The organism is Robertmurraya sp. FSL R5-0851 (assembly GCF_038002965.1).
Classification (GTDB): Bacteria; Bacillota; Bacilli; order Bacillales; family Cytobacillaceae; genus Robertmurraya_A; species Robertmurraya_A beringensis.
Genome location: NZ_JBBOOE010000001.1, coordinates 1,318,369 through 1,340,500, shown reverse-complemented (window position 1 = coordinate 1,340,500; position 22,132 = coordinate 1,318,369). Strand labels below are relative to the sequence as shown.

Here is a 22,132-nt window from a genome sequence, read left to right as displayed (position 1 = left end):
ACTTATAGGTTGTACGAAATAAAGAAGAATTATCACTTGAACATGCAAGACTTTTCCTACATTTTTCGACATTAGTTTTTTTTTCCAGACCACTCTTCCTAATGAATATAAAATAAAGAAGCCCTCAATCTTGAGGACTCCCTTATACTTATTGATAATCATCCATAGGATTATAAAGTGTAATATCTGGATTTTTTTCTTGGAACCAGCGAAGGGCAAAGTCGTTTTCGAAAAGAAATACTTTCTTATCGTAGCGATCCTTTACTAAAAGACTTCGACTGCTAGAAAGATTTTCGTTAATTTCTTCATTTTCGACCCAACGGACAATTTTTGAGCCTAATCTTTCCATTAATACCTCAGCATTGTACTCGTTTCTCATTCGATGCTCAAACACTTCAAATTGAAGTTGACCTACGGCCCCTAGCAAATAATCATCTGTTCGAACCGTACGGAAGAGCTGAATGGCTCCCTCTTGTACAAGTTGCTGAATTCCTTTATGAAAAGACTTTTGCTTCATTACGTTTTTAGCTGAAACTCGAACAAAGAGTTCAGGTGTAAACTGTGGAAGCTTTTCATATTGAAAGTTGTTTTTTCCAACAGTCAATGTATCTCCAATTTGATACGTACCTGGATCGTACAAACCAATAATATCTCCACTAACCGCTTCATCAACCGTGTTTCGGTCATCCGCCATAAACTGTGTTGATTGAGAAAGCTTCATTGACTTTCCTAAGCGTGGGATATTGACTGTCATCCCTCTTTCGAATTTTCCTGAACATACACGTAAAAAGGCAATTCTATCCCTATGAGCAGGATTCATATTAGCTTGAATCTTAAAAATAAAGCCTGAGAAATCCTCTGATAATGGATCGATTTTTCCTTCTGTAGATTCCCGTGCTTGAGGTGCAGGTGCAAATTGAAGATAGGTTTCTAGAAAAGTTTGAACACCAAAGTTCGCTAGGGCGCTACCAAAGAATACAGGTGTTAGTTCCCCATTTGCTATTCTTTCACGAGAAAACTCATTCCCCGCTTCATTTAATAGCATGATTTCTTCCAACGTCTGGTCATATAAGGAGTATTGCTTTAATTTATGATCTCCTTCTATTTCTCCATCTTCATTTAACCCAACAAAACGTTCTTCCTCATCTACTCGGAATTGTTCAATTCGCTTGTAAAAACGGTCATATATACCGAGAAATTCTTTCCCCATTCCAATCGGCCAGTTCATCGGATATGATTCTATTCCCATAACCTCTTCTAGTTCAGCTAAAAGTTCTAATGGAGATTTCCCCTGACGATCAAGCTTATTAATAAAGGTAAAAATCGGAATGCCTCTCATTCGACATACTTTAAATAGCTTTAAGGTCTGCTCCTCAATCCCTTTTGCTGAATCGATTATCATGACCGCACTATCAACAGCTGTAAGAGTACGATACGTATCTTCACTGAAGTCTTGGTGACCTGGTGTATCAAGAATATTTACTCGACAGTCATTATAATCAAATTGCATCACACTCGACGTAACGGAAATACCACGTTGTTTTTCAATTTCCATCCAATCGCTCGTAGCAAACTTACCCGTTTTCTTTCCTTTAACTGTTCCCGCATCACGAATGGCTCCACCAAATAACAATAACTTCTCAGTTAATGTCGTTTTCCCAGCATCTGGGTGGGAAATGATCGCAAATGTGCGACGCGATTGTACATCATCTTTAAAATTTTTTGCCATTATAGAAATTCCTTTCTTTCCTTACACAAATTCATCCATAACTTCAATCTTATCGTGACTGTTTAAAGTTTGCAATGTGTTCTTTACAAAAGCAACAACAAACATATCATTATGTTCATTTTCCAAGAAAGTTCTTCCTTTTCAAGAAAATAATTTCTGCTATAATGAGATAGAAATGAAACTAAATAGGTAAGAATTGTAGGGGAACCGATGAAGACCGGTTGAGAGTGCATCCCATTGATGCTGACCCTTTGAACCTGATCTGGATGAAACCAGCGTAGGGAACATATTCTTTAGACAATCATATTGTTTAAACATATGCGCCCGGTTCAAAAACTGCGGCGCTTTTTGTCGTCTATGGGGCCAGGTCATGTTCCTACTTATACCATTGGAGGAGAAAGTAATGAAAAAATGGATAGCTGCAATAACAGCTTCTGTATTACTCGCAGGTTGTTCAGAAACAAATGAACAGCAAACAGAACAAGAGGAGTCAAGCGCTGACTTAAAAAAAGTGACTGTCGTTCTTGATTGGACTCCAAATACGAATCACACAGGACTATATGTTGCAAAAGAAAAGGGCTTTTTTGAAGAGGAAGGTCTTGATGTGACCATTCAGATGCCTGGAGAAGCTGGTGCTGACCAACTTGTTGCTTCTGAGAAAGCTGATTTTGGTGTAGGTTATCAAGAAGGAATTACACAGGCAAGAGTACAAGGAGTACCGCTTGTTTCTATAGCTGCGGTTATTCAACACAACACTTCTGGTTTCGCATCACCGGCATCTAAAAATATTCAATCCCCTAAAGATTTTGAGGGAAAAACATACGGTGGTTGGGGTTCACCTGTTGAAGAATCCGTCATCGACTCACTTATGAAGCAAGAACAAGCAGATGTAGAAAAGGTGAATATTGTAAACATAGGCGATGCGGACTTCTTTACCGCTGTTAAACGTGATATTGACTTTGCTTGGATATACTACGGTTGGACAGGCGTAGAAGCGGAATTACGAGGAGAAGACATTAATATGGTCTACTTAACCGATTACTCCGAAAAGTTAGACTACTATACACCTGTTTTAACCACTAGCGAAAACATGATTAACAACGATCCTGAAACAGTAAGAGCTTTTGTTAATGCCGCTTCAAAAGGCTATGAATTTGCTATCGACAATCCTTCCGATGCCGCTGACGTCTTAATCAAAGCTGCTCCAGAACTTGACGCAGAGCTTGTAAAGAAAAGTCAGGAATGGCTTGCTACCAAATATCAAGACGATGCAGACCAATGGGGTGAGCAAAGTTTAGAAGTATGGGAAAACTATGCTTCTTGGATGCTTGAGAACGGGTTGCTAGAATCAGAGTTAGATGCAGAAAAAGCCTTTACTAATGAATTTTTACCACAATAGGAGTTGTTCATATGGCAAACGCACTTGTTAGTATACAAATTATCCCTAAGACAAAAAACGGTGAAAATGTGATTCCTTACGTAGATGAAGCAATAGCCGTTATTGATGCGTCAGGAGTAAAGTATGAGGTTCATCCCTTAGAAACAACTATGGAGGGTGATCTTCAGGAACTATTTTCAGTGATTACGAAAATGAATGAAAAGATGATTGAAATGGGAAGCAGTAATGTTATTTCACAGGTGAAGATTCTTTACCAGCCAACTGGTATAACAATGGATACTCTTACGGAGAAATATCGTTCATGATACAAAAATTACAAAAAGGGTGGAGACCAACTTTTGTTCTCCTCCTTTTATTCCTTGTTTGGGAATTCACTGCAAGAATCACTGAGATTCCAACTTGGCTGCTCCCAACTCCCTCACAAATTTTTAATGAACTTATCAATGGCTGGAGCAGTGTTTCTGTACATCTTTCTTCCACCATTCGGCTTATTTTACTAGGCTTTGTTTCTGGAGTTACCGTAGGTCTGTTAACTGCCTTTATATTACATAATATTCCTTTTTTAAAAGAATCTTTATATCCGCTTCTTATATTATCGCAAAATATACCTATTATTGTACTTGCTCCACTTCTGGTTATATGGTTCGGCTTTGGCCTATTACCAAAACTAATTGTTATTACTCTGGTTTGTTTCTTTCCTATTACGATTTCAGCCATGGATGGATTTCGCCAGGTTGCTCCTGAGCTTTTTCATTATATGCAAATGGCAGGAGCAACCAAACGTCAGTTATTTTGGAAACTCGAGTTTCCGTTTGCCCTGCCCTCCATCTTTTCAGGGCTGAAAATTTCAGCGACATATAGTGTAATGGGTGCTGTAATATCTGAATGGTTAGGATCAGAAAATGGGATTGGAGTCTATATGACACTCTCTTCCTCATCATTTCGAACAGATCGTGTCTTTGTTGCCATATTTCTCATTATGGCTTTAAGTTTGTTATTTTTTATCATGATCAATTGGTTAGAGAGATTTATTATTCGTTGGAAAGCAGAGGGGAAAAATCGTGGAGCATCTTGAATTACATAATGTGTCTTTTTCTTATAGAGATAAACCAATATTACAGAATCTCAACCTCTCTATTAAGAACGGGGAATTCGTAACCGTTCTTGGTCCCTCTGGAAGTGGAAAAAGTACGATTTTCCAGTTAATCGGCGGTCTCCGGGCTCCTCTTACAGGGTCTATTATCCTCGAAGGAAACAACATTACAGGTAACAGAGGACATATTAGTTATATGCCCCAAATCCCTTCCTTATTTCCATGGCGAACAATTATTCAAAATGTTGTTCTTGGACAAGAGCTACAAGCTAAAAAAGATTACGAAATGGCTATGGAGATGCTGCGAAGAGCGGGGCTATTAGAATATAGAAATGCTTTTCCTCACGAACTTTCAGGAGGTATGAAGCAAAGGGTGGCATTTTTACGGGCACTTCTTAGTCCCCAGCCCATCATCTGTTTAGATGAGCCATTTTCAGCTTTAGACGAATTAACTCGTCAGGAAATGCAGTTATGGCTACTTTCGATTTGGGAACAGTACAAAAAAACAATTGTTTTTGTTACCCATAATATCGAGGAAGCACTCTTTCTTTCCGACCGCATACTTGTATTATCCGATAAACCCGCAAGAATCAAACAGGAGGTCACTGTTCCCTTCTCACGACCTAGAAACGAGGAAATAATGTTCTCTGAAGAATTTCTCGGTTACAAAAAAAGGATTCATGATTTTTTAAAAGTAAAGGTTGGTCAAAAATGAGGAAAATAATTGACAGCCACATCCATCTAGATAAGTACCTAGATGAGGAAATTCATACGATGATGGAGACACTTGACGAAGTTGAAATGCTCATAAGCGTTTCCTATGACTTAGAATCCTGTAAAAGAAACTCTCATATTTCAAAGGTATACCCGCAGGTCAAAACAGCGTTTGGATTTCACCCTGAACAAGCAATAGGCTCAGACAAAGAAATGGCAGACCTTTTTCAATGGGTGTACTCACATTTTGATGAGATGATAGCGGTTGGAGAGGTTGGCCTCCCCTTTTATTTACGGACTTCAACTTCCTGGAACTCCTCTCTGGAACCGTATCTAGAACTACTTGAAGAGTGGGTAAAGCTGGCTAGCAAGAAAAACTTGCCTATCTCGCTTCATGCCATTTATGATGACGTGCCAACTGTTTGCTCTCTATTAGAAAGACATAGTATTGAACATGCTCATTTCCACTGGTTTAAAGGAGCAGACACAGATATGGATCGCATCATTCAAAATGGACATTTCATATCACTTACTCCTGACCTTTTTTACGAAGAAGAAATTCAACATATCGCTAAGCATTTTCCTCTTTCACAGATCATGGTGGAAACAGACGGTCCCTGGCCCTTTGAAGGACCATTTCGTGGCAGAATGACGCATCCTAATATGATTCATCAAACAATCAAACAGCTTTCTGAATTGAAAGCTATCTCTATGGAAAAGACATATGAAACACTGTATGTAAATACAAAACAATTCTTCCGATTATAAAGGAATGAAGGTGAGAAATCCCACCTTCATTCTTTTTTTTTACCACTTAAAGCATGCAGCACCAACAATGATTAATAGGATGAAAAGTACAACGATTAGAGCGAAGCCACCACCGTATCCAACTCCACCAACTGCTGGATAACCGCAACCGCTGTAAGGATATCCATATCCGTACATTTAAATTCCTCCCTTTTAAGGTTTAGTTTAGTTAATTATTAATAACCGTAACCATAGCCCCAAGAAGCACCAATGATAATTAAAAGGATAAATAAAACTACTAGCAGAGCGAAACCTCCGCCGTATCCACCAAATGTTTCTGACATTTAAATTACCTCCTTAGTTGTAAGTCACTATATCCTATGTAAGAAACCCAAAATGTGCGAATAGTCAATCGCCCTTTTTTAGGTAAAAAGCGGAGGCGGCTTGTACAGTGGTTTTTATGAATAATAAACAAGAGCCTCCCAAAATTGGGACGCTCTTGTTTTCTACATGATCGGTCTCACTTCATAATTATTAATAATAGATTCTTTCATTTCTGCAAAATTATATTCGTATTGAATTTGATTTGGCAGGGGAAGTTCAATCCAGCGATACAGACCATATTTAGTGATTTGTTCTTTGTAAACTGGTCGACAATTTTCTAATACACTTACATTAAAGGATTCAAAACCATCTAATTGAACTACTTCTTTGAGTAATTCCCTTTTCATTTCAAGACTCGTTACTTCCCTCTCCGGTTTGGAAGGAAGATGAATAACAATTTTTTCGTCCTTCATTTGCTCTAATATCATTAATTTCGATTTAGAAAGCTTCTTTAGCATTCTATTAATTTTCCAAAGAGAAACACCATCAATTGTTTTAAAAATCAATTCCATATTTTTTTTCATTTTTTCAGATCCTTTATTTCCTCATTTTCGTATGTATGCATAACATATCACAATTTGTCGAATAAAAAAATTGGACAATTGACCTAACGAATACACGTACATTTCTTTTTCTCATTCAATATCAGGACGTTTGTTGTATGTTTCTATCATTCATTCCCAATATTGATGTAAATTCACCATTTGCTTTCAAAAATACCATTCTAAAGTAGTTTAATAGATTTTATGAAAAAAGGAAACTTCCATCTTATTCCTGCATAGATTTAGAGGTAGATTGAAGTAAAGGCGGAGAAAGTGTGAGTCGATTAAAGCGATACATGACTTGGGTAAGTTTGAGGATTGTTTTTTTACTAGTTTGTCTTATCGTACTTTTCCTTTTAGTAGCAAAGCTTTACGATAATAATACTATCGTCCCTGTTCAACCTAAGGAGGACGAACCAGGGGAAAAGATTATTATCATCTTACCAAGTGGGAAAAAAGTTTATACGTATGAAAACTTGATTGTATCTGAAAATGGAAAGCTGTACTACAAAGGAGATCGATCAGAGCTTGATTTGACAGGCGGAATTGTCAAATATGAAGATTGGGAATAAAAATGAAAAGCCATCCTTCGATGGCTTCATTTTTATATTTTATAGTTTACTTTAATAACATTTGCCTTTTTTAACGTATCGTAAACAATTACGATAGCCGGACCTAAAAATAAGCCAAGAAAACCAATAAGTTTAAAGCCTATGTATAGACTTACTAAGGATGCTAGAGGTGAAATCCCTAGACTGCTCGAATATACCTTCGGCTCAATGATCCTTCTAATTATGGTGATTAACCCAAATAAAATAATTAAGCCCACACCTAATAATTGATTCTCCTGTAATATGGCCACAATTCCCCAAGGGACTAAAACGGAGCCTGTTCCCAAAATAGGTAATATATCAACAATGACTATTAATAATGATAATAGAGTTTTATTTGTAACTCCTAAAATCCATAATCCTGTGAATGCCATCACAAAGGTAATTACACTTAAAAATAGCTGAGCCTTTATAAACCCAACTCCTGCCCAGGTTAGTTGGTTAATGACAAGGGATGCTTTCTTTAAACTTCCCTCTGTTAGATGTCTTTTAATATTTTCTTTTAGTCTAGGTAGCTCTAGGGAAAACAGGAATAAAGCAACCAAGTACACTAAAAATTCAATTAAAAAACCAGGGATGGCTGTTAATAAAGATATGATCGTTTCAAATAGAGTTTGTAAGAAGGCATCTAAGGACGCGATACTTGACTCTATGGTGTTTTCCATCGAGTTTAATACTTCTTCTGGTAGTGTTTGTAAATATCTCTCTAAGCTACCCATTATTGGTAAAATAGTACTTCGATAGAAATCCTTTACAAAAGTTGGTGTACTCTCTGACAAACGAAGAGTTTGTTGAATGATTAAAGTAAAAAAGTGATAGCCAATGATTACTAAACCTAATATGTACGTTAAGAATGATGCTAAAACAGCATGCACTCGTGCAATCCTAAGTTTATTTTTATAAAACTCAACTAAACCTTCTAAAAATAGAGCGGTAACTAAAGCAAAAACCAATGGCAAACTATAAGGCAGTAAAAAAAAGCCAATACTGCACAAAACGATAACGATAATAAGCTTTTTTAGCATGTATTTCTCTCCTACTTTCCTTCCATAGTATTAGTATACAGCGATTTTCATAAGGAAAAAAGAGTGAACATGAAATAAATATAAAAGGACAATGATCTTTTCTGACAAATGGATCAATTGTCCTTTTCCAATGATTTAATTTTGCTTAGAAAACTGTGATAAATACTTAAAATTTAAGCGACTATGCTGATGTATTAAGTGAGCAGATCTCGTTGCACCTTCTTTTCGCAAAGTATTAAGGGCTTTAATCATTTCTTCCTCTGTACCAATTCCAATTCCATGACCAAAATATTTATCTTCACCTAAAAATACAACATTTTCTCCTATCCAAACCGGATTATCATAATCTGGATTGTAAAAATACATCACATCTCCCGGAATAAAATCCGAGCCGATTCTAGTAATAATTCCTAGGTCCTCATCATAGCTCCAATCCCAAACGAGAAGATGATTAAAAAGCCAATTAAAAGCTCTCTCGTCAATAGATTGAAGAACAGCATAATAAAAAATGACAACAATGGCCGTCGTACATTCAAAACCGTACTCTTTCCCATTAAGAAAAATATCTTTTATTGCATCGGAGGGCAATACATTTGGCTTAAGAATATAACCTCTTGATGTTTTCAACCAATACATGGAGTTGAACTTTGATGTATGAAATATGGAAAATTCCACTTCACTTTCGTTCATTTCAATAGCACTATTGATCATGTTTTTTCGTAATATCAATTCAAACAACAGCTCTCTACTATGAACATACCTATGCACTTCCTTGCTGTTCTTTAAGAAGTGGAAAATTTCTGCTTGTTTGCTGGATAATTGAAAAGGGGGTATCTCTAAATTCATTCCCGCAACGATAATCACAAATCCTTGACCTCCTTTCTCCATTACTACATGCTATGCTCCAATGGGAAAAGAGGCATCCATAATACGCAAAAAGAGAGCATCAGCCCCCTCTTGACTTCCGATTACAATAACCGTATCACCAGGCTTAACATCTGCATTGCTTACTCCCCAGTAGGCAGTTGGGACCGCATCAGCTAGTAGAACTAATGCATTTAAGTTCTTCTAAGGGAATTAATTTATTGCTCGTTGCAAATGCTCCCGGAATTTGAACAGGATTATTATGTAAATCAATGGTCGTGTCATTACTGCCTGTGGGCCATTTGATAATCTCTGCATCCACGAATTTCTCAAACTTTTCAATATCAGGTAAGAATTCTTTCCCACCTGTTGATGTTTCTATTTGTGTTGAACTTTGACTAATATAGTCTTTAATATCCTCTAATTCTGTATGAGTAAAATAGGAAGCGGTATTAGTTCCCATGGCAAGCGCAAGACCAATTTGCAAATCCGTATTGGGGACACCCTCCATAATTTTCCCTTTAGCATCAACAGTGGCGTGACAGGCAGCACAGCTTACTCCAGCTTTTAATCTTCCTTCATCAAATACAACCTTAATACCAACCGGTGTTTTAGCCCCTTTAGCCACATCAAGACATGTATCAATTAAGTCACCTTTTTTATGTGAAAATCACCAGCAGAAAAATCTTTATACGCTTCGACCTGAAGATTATTCGTACTTTCCTCATTTAATTTTAAGATTGCCTTTCCTATATTACCTAAGGTTAAGGCCCCATTAAACATTCCTAAAATATCTGAAAAAAAACACTTCATTCCCAAAGGTCTCCTCATAAAATAATTTTCGTCCTAACTCAATCTGTTCTGATGTCCCCATCTCCTCCCCGTTTGACACAGAAGCTATTTTCGATTTCTTTTCTGATTTTCTTACATCCTCTGCTTCCGGAACAAATGCGTAATCAAAGGAAACATTTGTTAATGTATAGATAACAACACCAAAGATAAGCATAATAACTCCAAACAAGATTAAAAGTTTTCTCATACTACACCTCCATAGCAAACATATTATTTGCCCTATGGAGCTTTACAATACAAAAAAAGACGCAATCATTATGCGTCTTCCCTAGAAACTATTAACTACATTCAATTGATCTCTTTTTAGACCGATAGGTGATACAGGGTAACGTTTAAATAAGACAGGTAGCTTCACACTCTCTAGCTCACCTTCGTATAAGAAACTTCCGTATATACTACCACCAAGCTCTTTAACCACTTCTTGAAGTATATTTACATGCTTTGAATTTTCATTTATAACCGCTTTTAAGCGTAGCCATTCCTCCTTGTTTTGCAGTGGAAATACAGCTAATTGAATACTTGCATTATTCTCCTTTTCATTTTGATTTTGATAGCTATATCGATGTACTTTTTGCAAGGGCTGTTTTTGTTGTTCAATTTGTACCAAATCTTCAATCATAGCACTTGCAGTAGCCTTTGAACCAGCTCCTGGTCCTTGAAGCATAAGAGTTCCAACCAAATCCGTTTTTATAACTATGCCATTGTCTACCCCCTCCACATTGTAAAGAGGATGTTCAGAGCTTACAAACGTAGGCTTTACGGTTGCCTTGATTCCCTCGTCCACTCTTTTCAAAGAGGCCAGCAGCTTTAGCCTTAATCCATGTACCTCACCTAAGGCTAGATCTTCTAAAGCGACTTGTTCAATCCCAATTCTTTCAACCTTTTCCCAGTCGGGTTGCTCATGGTAGATTAAACTACTTAAAATCATTTGCTTATAGAAAGCATCTCTACCAGAAATATCACTTTCCGGATTAGCCTCTGCGTATCCGAGTTGCTGTGCCTCTTGCAGGCATTCTCCAAAGCTCAATTTCTCATTTCTCATTTTCGATAGAATGTAGTTACTCGTTCCATTTAATATACCCTCTAGAACTAAAATTCCATTCACTTGAAGAAGCTGAATAATCGTTCTAAGTAAAGGAATCCCTCCTGCAACAGCTGCCTCAAAAGTTAAAAACTTACCTTTATTTAAAGCATAATCCGTGAGCTCCTCACCACGATTGGCAAGCAATTCCTTGTTTGCACTTATCACATGACAGCCCCGATCTAAAAATAACTTTGTATAGGAATACGCTGGTTCAATACCAACAATCGCTTCGAACACATAGTCTATTTTGGGGAGAGCTAAGATTTCGTCAATCTTTGTAGTTACAATAATATTTCGAGGAAGTTGCCGTTCCTTTTCCGACTTCACTAATATACCGACAATTTCAACCTTCTTACCAATAACATGTTCCAGCTTCTCCTGATGTGTATGAAGGATGGAATCATACACACCTGATCCAACCGTACCAAACCCTAAAAGAACAACTTTCACCGTTTCCATCATGTTTTCCTCCTCTGATAAAATAAAAAACCCTCTTCTAAAGAAGAGGGTTTATGGTTATCATCTCTTCTTATCTGTCAAAGCACGATTGCTTTGCAGGAATTGGCACCGTGTTTTCTATAAAAAGAAAATCGGTTGCCGGGTATCATCGGGCCAGCCCCTCCACCACTCTGGATAAGAAATCCAATATTCAGTTCATTTATGGATAATAATAGCACAAACTTTTTTAATAAGTAAAGAAAGAATTATAGTATCTTACAATTTTGCCATAAGATTATATATATCTTGAAGAGTCTCATATCCCTTTTCCTGAACGTTTTCAATAAAAATACACCACAGTACAGCGGTCAATTTAGCATCTCCCAGCGCATGATGTCTATCCACTACTTCTATCCCATACCGCTCGCAAATATCCTCAAGCTTGTTTTGAGTTAATTCTGGATCGGCAATTCTTGATAGGAATGACGTATCAATGATGCGATGTTTTTGAGGAGCTTTGAATTGTTTCCAATTCGCTGCTTGCAAGAAGTTTTTTTCATGATTTGAATGGTGTGCAACAAGTGGCGTTCCTCTAGCAAAGTGATAAAAATCCAGTAGAACATTTGACAAAGGAGGCGCACTCCTTAGTTCCTCTTCTGAAAGCCCTGTTAACTCTTTCACCAGGATCGGAAGTTCTTTATCGTATTGAACTAAAGAATAAAAGGAATCAGCTTCTTTCACATGCGCTCCTTTTGTCTTTATAGCACCAATAGACAAAATTTCATCCCCTTTTTCAGGAAAGAAACCTGTTGTTTCAAGGTCAAAAACTGTCACCTCTAACTCCGACAACGGAATCAGTAAGGCATTGTCTGAATTTAATTCTTTTTGCATCTGACGCAAAAAGGCAACATGCTGACCGTTTTGTCCCTGTAAGCCACTATATACATTTGTCCCCAGTTTCCCCTGGATTCCTCTCACAAAATGAATAAATGGTTCAAACGCCATGATTTCCACCCTTTTCAATCATTCTCTGAACGTATTGCTGCAGCTTCTTTCCATCTTTCAGTATCTTTTTAATTAGTTTTTGATTGTCTTTCGTAAGTTTTTTTACATACAAGTAGTGGGAATCATCATATGAAGCTGTAGAAGAAAGGTGTTCTAAGCGAAACTGAAGAAGCTGCGAATAGTTCTCCTGATAATGAGATAACTCCTCATACCCTAATTTATTAAGCTCTTTTAATCTACCTATTGTACTAGTCTCGGTTATCCCTTCTTTCCATGCTAATAGCCGAACTGCATTCACATATGGTATAAAAGCAGAATACTTCAAATCAATAGCTCCAGCATGTATTCCCTTCTCCTCAACAATGATCTGTCCTAGTGGACCAATCGTCTTTTTAACATGTTTTACATTTTCTAATAATCGTCCTAAAAATTGAGGATGGGATCGACTGTATTCGTGGATAATGTTTTTAAGATCGAATAGAAGTTCATGCTTACCTACAAGTTTCCTAGCATCATAGAAAATCTGCAAATTGCGAATCGACACCCAACTGCTCTCCTCCATCCAATTTACCACCTGTTTATTCCAACTAACAGCCGTTTGACACCATAATGGGTTTGAACTCATTACCTTACCATCGCACAATGGGTATCCAACTATTTGTAATCCCATTGATAATTCCTTACCTAACTCACTAAAATAATTACCTGCCTCTGGACTATCATCTTGAAAAATAATCCCATGATCTTGGTCACTTATTAATCCTTGTTCAAATCGTCCCCCGCTACCAGTAATAAACCATACAAAAGCACATGGAGGTTCAATATTCATTCGGGCACTTGCAGTCTTAAATACCTTCATCATAATCTCGTCGTGGAATTCATTTAAAGATTCTGAATTGGATATATACTCTTCAACATGAGTTTCTTTCCATAATTTTATTGACTCATATGAACTCAATTCTTACACGCCCTTTAAGTAGATAAGGAAAGCCCCATAAAATGAGGCTCTCCTTATTAATTATGAAGAAACTTTTTGATTTTCACTAGTTAAAAATACTTCTGGGTATCCGTAGCTACCATGTTCACTTACATCTAGACCCATAATTTCTTCCTCTTCAGTTACACGAAGGCCACCGATTACTTTTTTAACAATCGCAAGGATGGCGAATGATACTACAAAAGCGTATAGCCCAGATACACCCACACCCATTGCTTGAACCCCAAGTTGCTCTAATCCACCGCCATAGAATAAACCAGGCTTACCAACTGTCGCTAATTCTGGTGTTGCAAAGAACCCTGTTGAAAGTGTTCCCCATACCCCTGCAGCACCGTGAACAGATAGGGCAAAGATTGGGTCATCAATTTTACGCTTTTCAAAGAATCTCGCGCTATAGAATACTAGAATACCAGCTACAAATCCGATAACAACCGCTGCCCATGTATCAACGAATGCACATGATGCTGTAATAGCAACCAGTCCTGCAAGTGCACCATTTAAGATAGTAGGAATATCTGATTTTCCTAATACTACCCAAGAAATAATTAACGCTGCCACTGCACCAGCACCTGCTGCCAGGTTCGTATTAAGTGCTACAAATCCAAAGAATCCTGCATCAACTGATACGGTACTACCAGCGTTGAATCCGAACCAACCAACCCAAAGAATAAGAACACCTAACGCTGTAAATACTTGATTGTGTCCATAAATATTGTTTGCAGAGCCATCTTTGTTATATTTGCCAATACGAGGCTTTAATAGAATAGTAGCTGCAAATGCTGCCATCGCTCCTGTTAAGTGAACAACCGTTGAGCCAGCAAAGTCTTGCTTACCATGTTCTGCTAACCAGCCACCGCCCCAGATCCAATGAGCAACTACCGGATAAACTAATGCTGAGAACAATACTGTAAAGATTAAATATACAGATAATTTTGCACGTTCAGCAAATCCACCAAGAGCAATTGTTATGGCAATTCCTGAAAAAGCTAATTGGAATAAGAAGAATACCGAGGAATTTAGTGCTAAATCTAATTCTGCTCCACCATAGAAAAAGTTCGATAGACCTACAAAGAAATTAGCATTGTCACCAAAAATAAATCCAAAACCTACTGCCCAGAATACTAATGAAGCTAAACCGAATGTAAAAATGGTTTTACCTGCAATATGACCAGCGTTCTTCATACGAGTGGAACCAGCTTCTAGCATGATGAATCCACCAATCATGAAGATAACTAACACTGCCGACACCATTACCCATAGACTATTCATTAAGTAGTTTACATCCATTTTTCTTTTCCCCCTTAATTTTTGTTGTGTAACTTTACTTAACGGTATAATGTCATAAAATATAACATTAGTTCGAATAAGTTTATTTTAAACGATATCCACAAAGAGTCAATATTATTTACAAACATTCTGAAAATACCATGTAAGATAATCTAACAATCGCCAGATGTAAACCCTTTCTTTTTGATTTGACAACAAAAAACACCATCTTCCAGAAGGAAAACGGTGTTATTTTATGCTTATTTCATCAACAAGTTTTTCAGCTACTCGTCGATAATGATTGCTAATATTAATTAATGAGGCGACCAGGAGAACTTTTTTTAAATAAAGATTATCTTCTTCAGTGGTACCTTCCATCTCTTCCATCACATCTTGCCAATGTGATTTTACCTCTTCATTAAAGGATGTAACATTCTTCATAGCCAAATTTAGATAGGATGTATAGAATTTTTCTAAATCCAGATTATCTGATTGGATACCGTCGTTCAAACCAACTAATGTTGTCTTAATATCATTAATGGACAAGCCACCCTTAAGCTGGAATATGAGACTAATGAGTATGAGGTGTTCCTTTGAATACTTCTTATTTTTTATCGGAATAAACAATTTATCCTTAGCGTAATTGTTTATCATAGTTTTTGTTAATAATTTCTCATCTTTATTTCTTTTCGTATCATTGAATTTCTGATCAAACAATTGGATAACTTGATCCATATATAAATCAATCGCTGGAATGTCATCCATTGTAATTTGTTGTTGCAATCCTAGTTCGTCAATCAACTCGTCAAGATGTTTCATAATTCTCTCCTTTTTTCTTCTATATACATATCAATTTTACTTCACAAATCTTTATAAGTAAATGTTGACTAGTTGTCGTAATGCGTATACTATAATAAGTAGTTATAAAAACTACATAAAGAAAAAAGGAGAGAAGCATATGCTTTCTTATATTAGAGAACCTATCAACGGTCTAACCCATTTAGCAGGAGCCATCCTTTCGTTTATCGCCCTCTTAGCGTTGGTAATTAAAGCTTCCATAACCACAAGCTCTGCTTTGGCGATTACGTCTGTTATCATTTTTGGGTTAAGTATGATATTACTTTATTCAGCTTCAGCCACCTACCACATGGTTGTTGCAAAAGATTCAGTCATTGCTTTTCTACGTAGGCTTGATCACTCGATGATTTTTATTCTCATTGCAGGAACATATACTCCTTTTTGTTTAATTAGTTTGAACGGTTTAACCGGCTGGGTCCTGTTTTCTATTATCGTATTTGCTGCTCTTTGCGGTGTGTTATTTAAAATGATTTGGTTTAGTTGTCCTCGTTGGTTATCAACAATCATCTATATTGTGATGGGTTGGATGGTTATCTTTGTTGCTTCTCCTCTTGCAGAGATTTTGAGCAGCACTGGTTTATTTCTGCTCGTTTTAGGAGGAATTTTTTATACAGTAGGTGGTATTATTTACGGAGCAAAACCTAAATTTCTTCAATCGCGTTTTATGGGGTTTCATGAAATTTTTCATATTTTCATCATGCTCGGATCCACCTCCCACTTCCTATGCGTATATATGTATGTACTATAAAATCAGCTCAACAAAGGCCATTATCCATACACGGATAATGGCCTTTTATTAAAATTTTTACATCATATTTGGGGGAATCTTTCCCGCTGTATCTTTAAGTACAGCAGGTGGTGTATCATGAATATATGGTGGTGCAGGGTTTAATTTGGGCTTTTTCGCAAGAGGAACTGGGTTTTCTACATATTGGAAAACACCCTCCCCATCCATACTTGGTCCACTCGCCCATCGACCACTGGCACTTTCATTCCCAGCGGACAGATTAAATAACACATGTGACACTTCTCTTTTTTCCAAATTACGAGGGAATGTGCTTGGAACAACAATATTTTCTTTAGCTTCTAGTTCCTTAATAGCTGCAATCCACTGGTTTTGATGCATCGTGTCACGAGCAATTAACCAAGAAAGCATATCCTTGACCCCTCGATCATTGGTCATCTCATACAATCTTACTACCTGTAATCTCCCCTGTGACTCAGCATTTAAATTAGCTCTAAAGTCAGCTAACAAATTGCCGCTAGCAATTATATAATCCGCTGTCCATCTATTCCCTACGCTATCCGCTGGCATTGCGCCCAGACCTGAAACAATTGCGTGTTGCGGGTTCATTCCTCCTAAAATTGCACCAATAACGGGATCTTTGGCAGCTTCCTCTAAATCACCGACCGGAGCTCCATCTAGCAATCTAGCAATCATAGTTGCTAACATTTCAATATGAGCTAATTCCTCTGCTCCCGTATCCATTAATAAATCCTTATATTTTCCGTTCCCTCGAACATTCCATCCTTGGAATAAATATTGCAAAGCTACAGATATCTCACCGAATTGTCCACCTAACACTTCTTGCAGATTTTTAGCGAACAGCGGATCCGGTCTTTCTGGGTTAGCCTGGTATTGAAGTTCTTTAACATGATAAAACATCGAGCCACCCTCCGACTTTTATGAATATCTATAAATTTCGCTTTTTAACCGCAATGACATTGTATGATGTCACTTGGAATTGGGTGACTGTCCATGGAATAAGCATTCAAGGAAAACAGAAAAAAGCTCAAAACCTTAAAATAAAAGGTTTCGAGCTTTTCGTATGACCTGTGAGGGACTTGAACCCCCGACCCCCACCCTGTCAAGGTGATGCTCTCCCAGCTGAGCTAACAGATCTCTTATAAAGTACATATTTTATTATACTTGAAATAAGAGAATTGTCAATATGATCCCACAGACAATCGAAGTATTTAATTTTCTTAGAGACATCCAACATCCCTTTGTATTTTCATAAAATTTTCCCAACATCCTAACTCTACAAGTCTATTGATTTCGATTAAAAATTATTACTATACTTACCTTACAACCTCGTAGGTTGAACCTATAAGTCGTGAAGGAGTTCATACATGAAAAAAAGAACTTTAGGATCGGTGCTTATTAGCGCAGCAATGGGACTATCATTATTTGCAAGCGGTGCGCTAGGTGCCCAGCAGGAAAGTGCTTCAAAAGATACTTATCGAGTGTACATCCAAGGGCCTCAGAGCGAAAAGGGTAAAGCAAAAGAAACGTACGGATCGCGCTGGGACTTTGGAAATGATGGGTTTACAACAACGGTAAACGAAAATCAGTACAATGCTTTACTTAAAAACAAGAATCTCACCATTCAACTGGTGGATGAGGTAAGCCTTGAAGCTCGTACAGACGCAAACGCGAAACCCAAGTAGGGGGAAATTATGAAAAAACTTATCTATTCCTTTATTGCGATCGCTTTTATCCTATCAGCTTCAACAGGTGTCACTTATGTTTTTTCAAGTTCTGATGTTCCTCAAGGCCACCCAATCTTACCTCCTGTAAAAGAAGCATAAAAAGTTCGGCGATCTGAAAAAATTCAGATCGTCGTTTTTAATTCCTATCAATTCAAGCATTCCATTTTCTATTAATAACTAACTAAAAATAGATATCAATTTAAAATAATTATAAAAAAGTATTGATTTTCGAATGAGAAATGTTATCATTATTTATATACTCAACTTGAACTTCCCAAACTTTTAATCTACCAGTAAAGAGGTTCTATTTTATGACTAACGAATTTGATTTCGATAAACTTATTCCTTTTTTAAAAGAACGCGGACTACGGATTACACCACAAAGAATATTAATATTACGAACAATTGCTTCAATAAAAGGTCATCCAACTGTCGATGATATCCATTTACAACTCCCTACTATTAGTATCGCAACCATCTACAATAATGTAAAAATGTTTGTGAAATTAAAAATTTTAAATGAATTACCCTACGGCAATGGATTTAGCAAATATGAATTTAATATAGATGAACATTATCATGTGATATGTCATATATGTGGTATAATCGAGGACTTCAAATATCCATTGTTAAATGAAGTAGAGGCTGTAGCAAATAAGTTAACGAAGTTTCGTATTCGTTCTCATCAGCTTGAGCTTTATGGAGTATGTAAAAATTGTAATGAAAACAATGAAATGACTAAATAAAAAGTAGGCGATTATTATGCATAACAGTATATGCCCTAAGTGTCAAACTCCCATTAAGCAATTGAAACATAGTGTGATTTGTAAATGTGGAAGTAAGTTTAAAATAAGAAAAAATTAACCTGGTAAAAATTAAATATTGGTTGTTTTTTAGTTTGAATGTATGTTCTTCGCGCTTTTATCAAAAAATAAGTTTGAATCTTTATGGAAAAAGATGAAAAGGCGGGAATGCAATGAAAAAAAACAACTCATCAAAAATTGCTGGTAAATCATTTGAACCCTCTGATTACAACAGTAAAAACCAACTCGAAATGGGCTTAGCCCAAACACATGAACAAGCAAGTGATGGTTATTATGAAGGAACGATTGACCAAGAACTTGAAAAGAACGACTGATTTTATAAAAGTGTGGAATTTTTTCCACACTTTTTTCATTTATTGAATAAAGAACATTTGTTCGTATATAATAGGAATATCAACCTAAATTGCGAGGGATGCATATGCAGAGAGCTTTATTAAAGGCATTAAATGAGAAGCAACCTCTAGAGATCATCTATCTTTCCGACAAACAAAAAATTACTCAACGAACAATCATTGTAAATGAAATCAATCCACATACGATCCGGGCTTATTGCTTTTTACGAAAGCAAAGGAGATTGTTTAAAATTAATAATATATTGTCTATTTTCCCAATAAAACAAAAAGAGCCTAACATTAGCTAGGCTCTTAAATAAATTACTTACCTAAAGCTGTTGATGGCTCAGGTCTTTTTAAGAATACTTGTAGTGCAACTAATACGGCAAATGTCACCAAGCCAATGATGTCAGTAACCCCTTCTGGATAGATAAGAAGAATTCCACCAACAATACCAAGAATTCGTTCCCACCAGAATAACTTTCTCATCCAATACCCGATGACACCTGCACCTATCGCCATCATCCCTGCAAGCGCCGAGAAGATGACCCAAATAAGGTACGTCCATGTTGTATCAATCATTAACAACTCTGGAGATAAAACAAACATATATGGAATGATAAATGCTGCAATGGCCAACTTCGCAGATTGGACACCAGTACGAATTGGCTCACCACCAGAAACACCCGCTGCCGCAAATGCAGCTAAAGCAACTGGAGGTGTAATGTCAGCAATGATTCCGAAATAAAATACAAATAAATGTGCCGACAAATCAGGTACGCCAAGCAATATGATCGCTGGTGCTGCAATCGTAGACGTAATAACATAGTTAGCTGTTGTCGGAGATCCCATTCCTAGCACAATCGCTGCGAGCATGGTTAACATTAATGTTGGTATTAACGCCCCACCAGCAAGATCTAGTAACCCATTAGCAAGCTTTAATCCTAGTCCTGTCTTTGTTACAACTCCTACTATGATACCTGCCGCTGCCGTTGCAGCTGCCACTCCAAGCGCCGTTCTTGCACCATCCACTAGCGCTTCAATAATCCCTCTAATACCTATACGGGTCTCTTTATTAATTGCTCCTACAATAATAGCTACAAGAATGGAAAATAGTGCAGCTCTTGTAACTGTCATACCAGATGTCATTAACACGATAACTGCGATAATCGGTGTTAATAAATAGAACTTTTTAAGCACCTCTTTACGGTTAGGCATTTCCTCATCTTTTAAGCCTCTTAGTCCAAGTCGCTTGGCTTCGAAGTGAGTCATAATCCAAATTCCAGCAAAATATAACAATGCTGGAATGGCTGCAGCTTTTGCGATCTCCCAATACGTAATTCCACCTATGAATTCAACCATTAGGAAGGCAGCCGCTCCCATAATTGGTGGCATTAATTGTCCACCTGTTGATGCAGCTGCCTCTACTGCACCAGCAAAATCCTTTTTATACCCAAGCTTTTTCATCATAGGGATTGTAAATGAACCAGACGTAACAACGTTAGCAACTGAGCTCCCACTAATGGTTCCCTGTAAAGCACTTGAGAAAATAGCCACTTTCGCAGGCCCACCAACTCTTTTACCAGCAATGGATACTGCTAAGTCATTGAAATACTGACCAACACCTGTTTTTACAAGGAAGGCACCAAAGAGTAAGAATAAGAAGATATACGTTGAAGAAACGCCTAATGGTGTACCTAGGATTCCTTCAGTTGTATAAAACATTGTTTGAACAAGTCGTTCAAGTGATAACCCCCGATGCGCTAAGAAGCTCGGCATATACGGCCCGTATACAGCATAGGCAAGAAATAGACCTGCGATAATTGTAATCGGTAGCCCCACTGCCCTTCTTGTTGCTTCAAGCACTAGGACAATGGCAAGAAGCCCAATATAAAAATCCATATCATTCAACATACCAACTCGTAATACTAACTCATCGATCATGAGAGGCCAATAGGCACCCACCGCAACAGAAGCAATCGATAATATAACATCATACCAAGCAACCTTATGTTTTTTCCCTTTCGTTTTTCTAGCAGGAAAAAGTAAAAATATAAGAGCTAGCGCAAATCCCAAATGAATAGAACGTTGCAGTTGGGCTGTTAGAATACCAAATATACCTGTATAAAGTTGAAATAATGAAAATGATAATAATCCCAGAAATACAATCCAACCAAAGATTCCTGTTAACTTTCTCGAACCTGCTTCCGGATCATATTTTTCTAAAAGTTCTTCTTGCTGTTCTTGTGATAGAGATTCGAATTTATCCGTCAATGAGATTCACTCCTTTCCATTGTTGATAAAGGTTTATCTTAATTACCTTTATTCTTACCAAAGTACCTGGTTCTACGTATTTATTTAAAGGGTACTCTTTGTTTCTATATATTATTGTATGATTGGCACGAACCTTTCCTGTTCTTAAATCAAAGTATGGAAAAATTCGATTCATATTTTTTATATAATATTTCCCATTCCTCTGCTCGAAAACCTCACCACTCGAGGCATTTTCCGGCATCCCTATGGAAAAGTCAGAATATTCGAGTTCAAACTGCTTAATTTCTCCATTGCTATTAACTTGGTAACTCTCAATAACGTCTGATAGATGAATCGAATGTGTATATTTTATTTTGAATTCTGGATGGTCTCCAAGTGGAATATACACAAGAACCTCACCAGAGTTTTCTAACTGAAAAGTTAATGCTTTTTTATATGGAATGATTGATAGACAAATGATGAGTAACATACTGAGGAATAAACTTAGAAAGGATTTGCTTTTAATCACTTTCCCCATGGTAACACGTCCATTTTCTAGTACATTTTTATCTCTAAAAGCGAAAAATTGACCGACCATAATAACCCTTAATTGGTTATAAAA

The 22,132-nt window shown here is 37.0% G+C and carries 27 protein-coding genes, 1 tRNA gene, 1 pseudogene and 2 riboswitches; of the genes and pseudogenes, 12 read left to right on the top strand and 17 right to left on the bottom strand.

The window, feature by feature from the left end; all coding sequences use genetic code 11:
* Positions 1-148: 148 nt before the first annotated feature.
* Positions 149-1,729 carry a peptide chain release factor 3 gene (locus MKX65_RS06970; protein WP_340902971.1) on the bottom strand — a complete coding sequence of 527 codons (1,581 nt, stop codon included), beginning with the start codon at positions 1,727-1,729 and terminating at the stop codon, positions 149-151.
* Between the two features lie 190 nt (positions 1,730-1,919).
* A riboswitch (TPP riboswitch) is annotated at positions 1,920-2,030 on the top strand.
* A gap of 102 nt (positions 2,031-2,132) precedes the next feature.
* On the opposite strand from MKX65_RS06970, the gene MKX65_RS06965 reads away from it, so the two are divergent.
* Genes MKX65_RS06965 through MKX65_RS06945 form a run of 5 tightly spaced genes read left to right on the top strand, consistent with a single transcriptional unit; the run spans position 2,133 to position 5,703 of the window.
* Positions 2,133-3,128, top strand: a complete 996-nt coding sequence (locus MKX65_RS06965; RefSeq protein WP_340902969.1) for an ABC transporter substrate-binding protein — start codon at positions 2,133-2,135, stop codon at positions 3,126-3,128.
* Between the two features lie 11 nt (positions 3,129-3,139).
* Positions 3,140-3,433: a thiamine-binding protein gene (locus MKX65_RS06960; RefSeq protein ID WP_160546347.1), complete on the top strand. Its 294-nt coding sequence runs from the start codon at positions 3,140-3,142 to the stop codon at positions 3,431-3,433.
* The gene (locus tag MKX65_RS06955) at positions 3,430-4,203 is read left to right on the top strand and encodes an ABC transporter permease (protein WP_340902966.1); all 774 of its coding nucleotides are present in this window, start codon (positions 3,430-3,432) and stop codon (positions 4,201-4,203) included. The genes MKX65_RS06960 and MKX65_RS06955 overlap by 4 nt, the downstream gene beginning before the upstream one ends.
* A complete protein-coding gene (locus MKX65_RS06950) occupies positions 4,190-4,936 on the top strand; it encodes an ABC transporter ATP-binding protein (protein WP_340902963.1) in 747 nt (248 codons plus the stop codon). The genes MKX65_RS06955 and MKX65_RS06950 overlap by 14 nt, the downstream gene beginning before the upstream one ends.
* On the top strand, positions 4,933-5,703 hold the full coding sequence (locus MKX65_RS06945) for a TatD family hydrolase (RefSeq protein WP_340902961.1): 771 nt from the start codon (positions 4,933-4,935) through the stop codon (positions 5,701-5,703). The genes MKX65_RS06950 and MKX65_RS06945 overlap by 4 nt, the downstream gene beginning before the upstream one ends.
* Before the next feature lie 39 nt (positions 5,704-5,742).
* Here the strand turns inward: MKX65_RS06945 and MKX65_RS06940 are convergent, their stop codons facing one another.
* The 3 genes from MKX65_RS06940 to MKX65_RS06930 all read right to left on the bottom strand — a co-directional run bounded on the left by MKX65_RS06940 (position 5,743) and on the right by MKX65_RS06930 (position 6,590).
* A complete protein-coding gene (locus MKX65_RS06940) occupies positions 5,743-5,880 on the bottom strand; it encodes a YjcZ family sporulation protein (RefSeq protein WP_251523951.1) in 138 nt (45 codons plus the stop codon).
* Positions 5,881-5,918: 38 nt separating this feature from the next.
* Positions 5,919-6,026: a YjcZ family sporulation protein gene (locus MKX65_RS06935; RefSeq protein WP_340902957.1), complete on the bottom strand. Its 108-nt coding sequence runs from the start codon at positions 6,024-6,026 to the stop codon at positions 5,919-5,921.
* 162 nt (positions 6,027-6,188) lie between these two features.
* Complete coding sequence (locus MKX65_RS06930; RefSeq protein ID WP_340902955.1) at positions 6,189-6,590, bottom strand: hypothetical protein; 402 nt, start codon at positions 6,588-6,590, stop codon at positions 6,189-6,191.
* A gap of 293 nt (positions 6,591-6,883) precedes the next feature.
* Between MKX65_RS06930 and MKX65_RS06925 the strand changes: the two genes are divergently transcribed.
* On the top strand, positions 6,884-7,180 hold the full coding sequence (locus tag MKX65_RS06925; RefSeq protein ID WP_160546352.1) for a hypothetical protein: 297 nt from the start codon (positions 6,884-6,886) through the stop codon (positions 7,178-7,180).
* A gap of 32 nt (positions 7,181-7,212) precedes the next feature.
* Here MKX65_RS06925 and ytvI read toward each other — a convergent pair whose 3' ends face one another.
* The 9 genes from ytvI to MKX65_RS06875 form a co-directional block, all read right to left on the bottom strand.
* A complete protein-coding gene (gene ytvI / locus MKX65_RS06920) occupies positions 7,213-8,244 on the bottom strand; it encodes a sporulation integral membrane protein YtvI (protein ID WP_340902953.1) in 1,032 nt (343 codons plus the stop codon).
* A gap of 135 nt (positions 8,245-8,379) precedes the next feature.
* Entirely contained in the window at positions 8,380-9,108 is a 729-nt protein-coding gene (locus tag MKX65_RS06915) for a protein-glutamine gamma-glutamyltransferase (RefSeq protein ID WP_340902951.1), read from the bottom strand.
* 172 nt (positions 9,109-9,280) lie between these two features.
* Positions 9,281-9,736 carry a hypothetical protein gene (locus MKX65_RS06905; protein ID WP_340902949.1) on the bottom strand — a complete coding sequence of 152 codons (456 nt, stop codon included), beginning with the start codon at positions 9,734-9,736 and terminating at the stop codon, positions 9,281-9,283.
* 147 nt (positions 9,737-9,883) lie between these two features.
* The gene (locus MKX65_RS06900) at positions 9,884-10,147 is read right to left on the bottom strand and encodes a hypothetical protein (protein WP_340902947.1); all 264 of its coding nucleotides are present in this window, start codon (positions 10,145-10,147) and stop codon (positions 9,884-9,886) included.
* Positions 10,148-10,228: 81 nt separating this feature from the next.
* Positions 10,229-11,503 (bottom strand): homoserine dehydrogenase, encoded by a 1,275-nt coding sequence (locus MKX65_RS06895; protein ID WP_340902944.1) that lies wholly within the window; start codon positions 11,501-11,503, stop codon positions 10,229-10,231.
* 67 nt (positions 11,504-11,570) lie between these two features.
* Positions 11,571-11,684: riboswitch (SAM riboswitch) on the bottom strand.
* A gap of 74 nt (positions 11,685-11,758) precedes the next feature.
* Complete coding sequence (locus MKX65_RS06890) at positions 11,759-12,487, bottom strand: exonuclease domain-containing protein (RefSeq protein ID WP_340902943.1); 729 nt, start codon at positions 12,485-12,487, stop codon at positions 11,759-11,761.
* Positions 12,477-13,445, bottom strand: coding sequence for a DUF294 nucleotidyltransferase-like domain-containing protein (locus MKX65_RS06885; RefSeq protein WP_340902942.1), 969 nt, complete (start codon positions 13,443-13,445; stop codon positions 12,477-12,479). Before MKX65_RS06885 ends, MKX65_RS06890 begins: the two co-directional genes overlap by 11 nt.
* A 60-nt stretch (positions 13,446-13,505) precedes the next feature.
* Positions 13,506-14,771, bottom strand: coding sequence for an ammonium transporter (locus tag MKX65_RS06880; protein WP_160546359.1), 1,266 nt, complete (start codon positions 14,769-14,771; stop codon positions 13,506-13,508).
* Between the two features lie 228 nt (positions 14,772-14,999).
* Positions 15,000-15,569: a DUF1836 domain-containing protein gene (locus MKX65_RS06875; protein ID WP_160546360.1), complete on the bottom strand. Its 570-nt coding sequence runs from the start codon at positions 15,567-15,569 to the stop codon at positions 15,000-15,002.
* Positions 15,570-15,708: 139 nt separating this feature from the next.
* Between MKX65_RS06875 and trhA the strand changes: the two genes are divergently transcribed.
* Complete coding sequence (gene trhA / locus MKX65_RS06870) at positions 15,709-16,356, top strand: PAQR family membrane homeostasis protein TrhA (protein ID WP_160546361.1); 648 nt, start codon at positions 15,709-15,711, stop codon at positions 16,354-16,356.
* Positions 16,357-16,413: 57 nt separating this feature from the next.
* Here trhA and MKX65_RS06865 read toward each other — a convergent pair whose 3' ends face one another.
* Both MKX65_RS06865 and MKX65_RS06860 read right to left on the bottom strand, forming a co-directional pair.
* The gene (locus MKX65_RS06865) at positions 16,414-17,274 is read right to left on the bottom strand and encodes a manganese catalase family protein (protein ID WP_340902940.1); all 861 of its coding nucleotides are present in this window, start codon (positions 17,272-17,274) and stop codon (positions 16,414-16,416) included.
* Between the two features lie 164 nt (positions 17,275-17,438).
* A tRNA-Val gene (locus tag MKX65_RS06860) sits at positions 17,439-17,511 on the bottom strand.
* Between the two features lie 230 nt (positions 17,512-17,741).
* Here MKX65_RS06860 and MKX65_RS06855 point away from each other — a divergent pair.
* The 5 genes and pseudogenes from MKX65_RS06855 (at position 17,742) to MKX65_RS06835 (ending at position 19,565) form a co-directional block, all read left to right on the top strand.
* Positions 17,742-18,059 (top strand): hypothetical protein, encoded by a 318-nt coding sequence (locus MKX65_RS06855; protein ID WP_340902938.1) that lies wholly within the window; start codon positions 17,742-17,744, stop codon positions 18,057-18,059.
* A 9-nt stretch (positions 18,060-18,068) separates the two neighbouring features.
* Complete coding sequence (locus tag MKX65_RS06850; protein WP_340902937.1) at positions 18,069-18,200, top strand: hypothetical protein; 132 nt, start codon at positions 18,069-18,071, stop codon at positions 18,198-18,200.
* 212 nt (positions 18,201-18,412) lie between these two features.
* Positions 18,413-18,847 (top strand): Fur family transcriptional regulator, encoded by a 435-nt coding sequence (locus MKX65_RS06845; protein WP_340902936.1) that lies wholly within the window; start codon positions 18,413-18,415, stop codon positions 18,845-18,847.
* A 233-nt stretch (positions 18,848-19,080) separates the two neighbouring features.
* Positions 19,081-19,239: pseudogene (locus tag MKX65_RS06840) on the top strand (YozQ family protein); the annotation flags it as partial.
* A 104-nt stretch (positions 19,240-19,343) separates the two neighbouring features.
* Positions 19,344-19,565 carry a hypothetical protein gene (locus tag MKX65_RS06835; RefSeq protein ID WP_340902935.1) on the top strand — a complete coding sequence of 74 codons (222 nt, stop codon included), beginning with the start codon at positions 19,344-19,346 and terminating at the stop codon, positions 19,563-19,565.
* Between the two features lie 13 nt (positions 19,566-19,578).
* On the opposite strand, the gene MKX65_RS06830 is transcribed toward MKX65_RS06835, so the two are convergent.
* Complete coding sequence (locus MKX65_RS06830; protein ID WP_340902934.1) at positions 19,579-21,531, bottom strand: TRAP transporter permease; 1,953 nt, start codon at positions 21,529-21,531, stop codon at positions 19,579-19,581.
* Positions 21,521-22,108 carry a DUF1850 domain-containing protein gene (locus MKX65_RS06825; protein WP_340902933.1) on the bottom strand — a complete coding sequence of 196 codons (588 nt, stop codon included), beginning with the start codon at positions 22,106-22,108 and terminating at the stop codon, positions 21,521-21,523. Before MKX65_RS06825 ends, MKX65_RS06830 begins: the two co-directional genes overlap by 11 nt.
* Between the last annotated feature and the right edge of the window lie 24 nt (positions 22,109-22,132).

Excerpts from the sequence above, each read along its gene's own strand:
- MKX65_RS06970 (WP_340902971.1), bottom strand. The coding sequence starts at position 1,729 with ATGGCAAAAAATTTTAAAGATGATGTACAATCGCGTCGCACATTTGCG.
- MKX65_RS06965 (WP_340902969.1), top strand. The coding sequence starts at position 2,133 with ATGAAAAAATGGATAGCTGCAATAACAGCTTCTGTATTACTCGCAGGT.
- MKX65_RS06960 (WP_160546347.1), top strand. The coding sequence starts at position 3,140 with ATGGCAAACGCACTTGTTAGTATACAAATTATCCCTAAGACAAAAAAC.
- MKX65_RS06955 (WP_340902966.1), top strand. The coding sequence starts at position 3,430 with ATGATACAAAAATTACAAAAAGGGTGGAGACCAACTTTTGTTCTCCTC.
- MKX65_RS06945 (WP_340902961.1), top strand. The coding sequence starts at position 4,933 with ATGAGGAAAATAATTGACAGCCACATCCATCTAGATAAGTACCTAGAT.
- MKX65_RS06940 (WP_251523951.1), bottom strand. The coding sequence starts at position 5,880 with ATGTACGGATATGGATATCCTTACAGCGGTTGCGGTTATCCAGCAGTT.
- MKX65_RS06935 (WP_340902957.1), bottom strand. The coding sequence starts at position 6,026 with ATGTCAGAAACATTTGGTGGATACGGCGGAGGTTTCGCTCTGCTAGTA.
- MKX65_RS06930 (WP_340902955.1), bottom strand. The coding sequence starts at position 6,590 with ATGAAAAAAAATATGGAATTGATTTTTAAAACAATTGATGGTGTTTCT.
- ytvI (WP_340902953.1), bottom strand. The coding sequence starts at position 8,244 with ATGCTAAAAAAGCTTATTATCGTTATCGTTTTGTGCAGTATTGGCTTT.
- MKX65_RS06900 (WP_340902947.1), bottom strand. The coding sequence starts at position 10,147 with ATGAGAAAACTTTTAATCTTGTTTGGAGTTATTATGCTTATCTTTGGT.
- MKX65_RS06895 (WP_340902944.1), bottom strand. The coding sequence starts at position 11,503 with ATGGAAACGGTGAAAGTTGTTCTTTTAGGGTTTGGTACGGTTGGATCA.
- MKX65_RS06890 (WP_340902943.1), bottom strand. The coding sequence starts at position 12,487 with ATGGCGTTTGAACCATTTATTCATTTTGTGAGAGGAATCCAGGGGAAA.
- MKX65_RS06880 (WP_160546359.1), bottom strand. The coding sequence starts at position 14,771 with ATGGATGTAAACTACTTAATGAATAGTCTATGGGTAATGGTGTCGGCA.
- MKX65_RS06875 (WP_160546360.1), bottom strand. The coding sequence starts at position 15,569 with ATGAAACATCTTGACGAGTTGATTGACGAACTAGGATTGCAACAACAA.
- trhA (WP_160546361.1), top strand. The coding sequence starts at position 15,709 with ATGCTTTCTTATATTAGAGAACCTATCAACGGTCTAACCCATTTAGCA.
- MKX65_RS06865 (WP_340902940.1), bottom strand. The coding sequence starts at position 17,274 with ATGTTTTATCATGTTAAAGAACTTCAATACCAGGCTAACCCAGAAAGA.
- MKX65_RS06855 (WP_340902938.1), top strand. The coding sequence starts at position 17,742 with ATGAAAAAAAGAACTTTAGGATCGGTGCTTATTAGCGCAGCAATGGGA.
- MKX65_RS06850 (WP_340902937.1), top strand. The coding sequence starts at position 18,069 with ATGAAAAAACTTATCTATTCCTTTATTGCGATCGCTTTTATCCTATCA.
- MKX65_RS06845 (WP_340902936.1), top strand. The coding sequence starts at position 18,413 with ATGACTAACGAATTTGATTTCGATAAACTTATTCCTTTTTTAAAAGAA.
- MKX65_RS06835 (WP_340902935.1), top strand. The coding sequence starts at position 19,344 with ATGCAGAGAGCTTTATTAAAGGCATTAAATGAGAAGCAACCTCTAGAG.
- MKX65_RS06825 (WP_340902933.1), bottom strand. The coding sequence starts at position 22,108 with ATGGTCGGTCAATTTTTCGCTTTTAGAGATAAAAATGTACTAGAAAAT.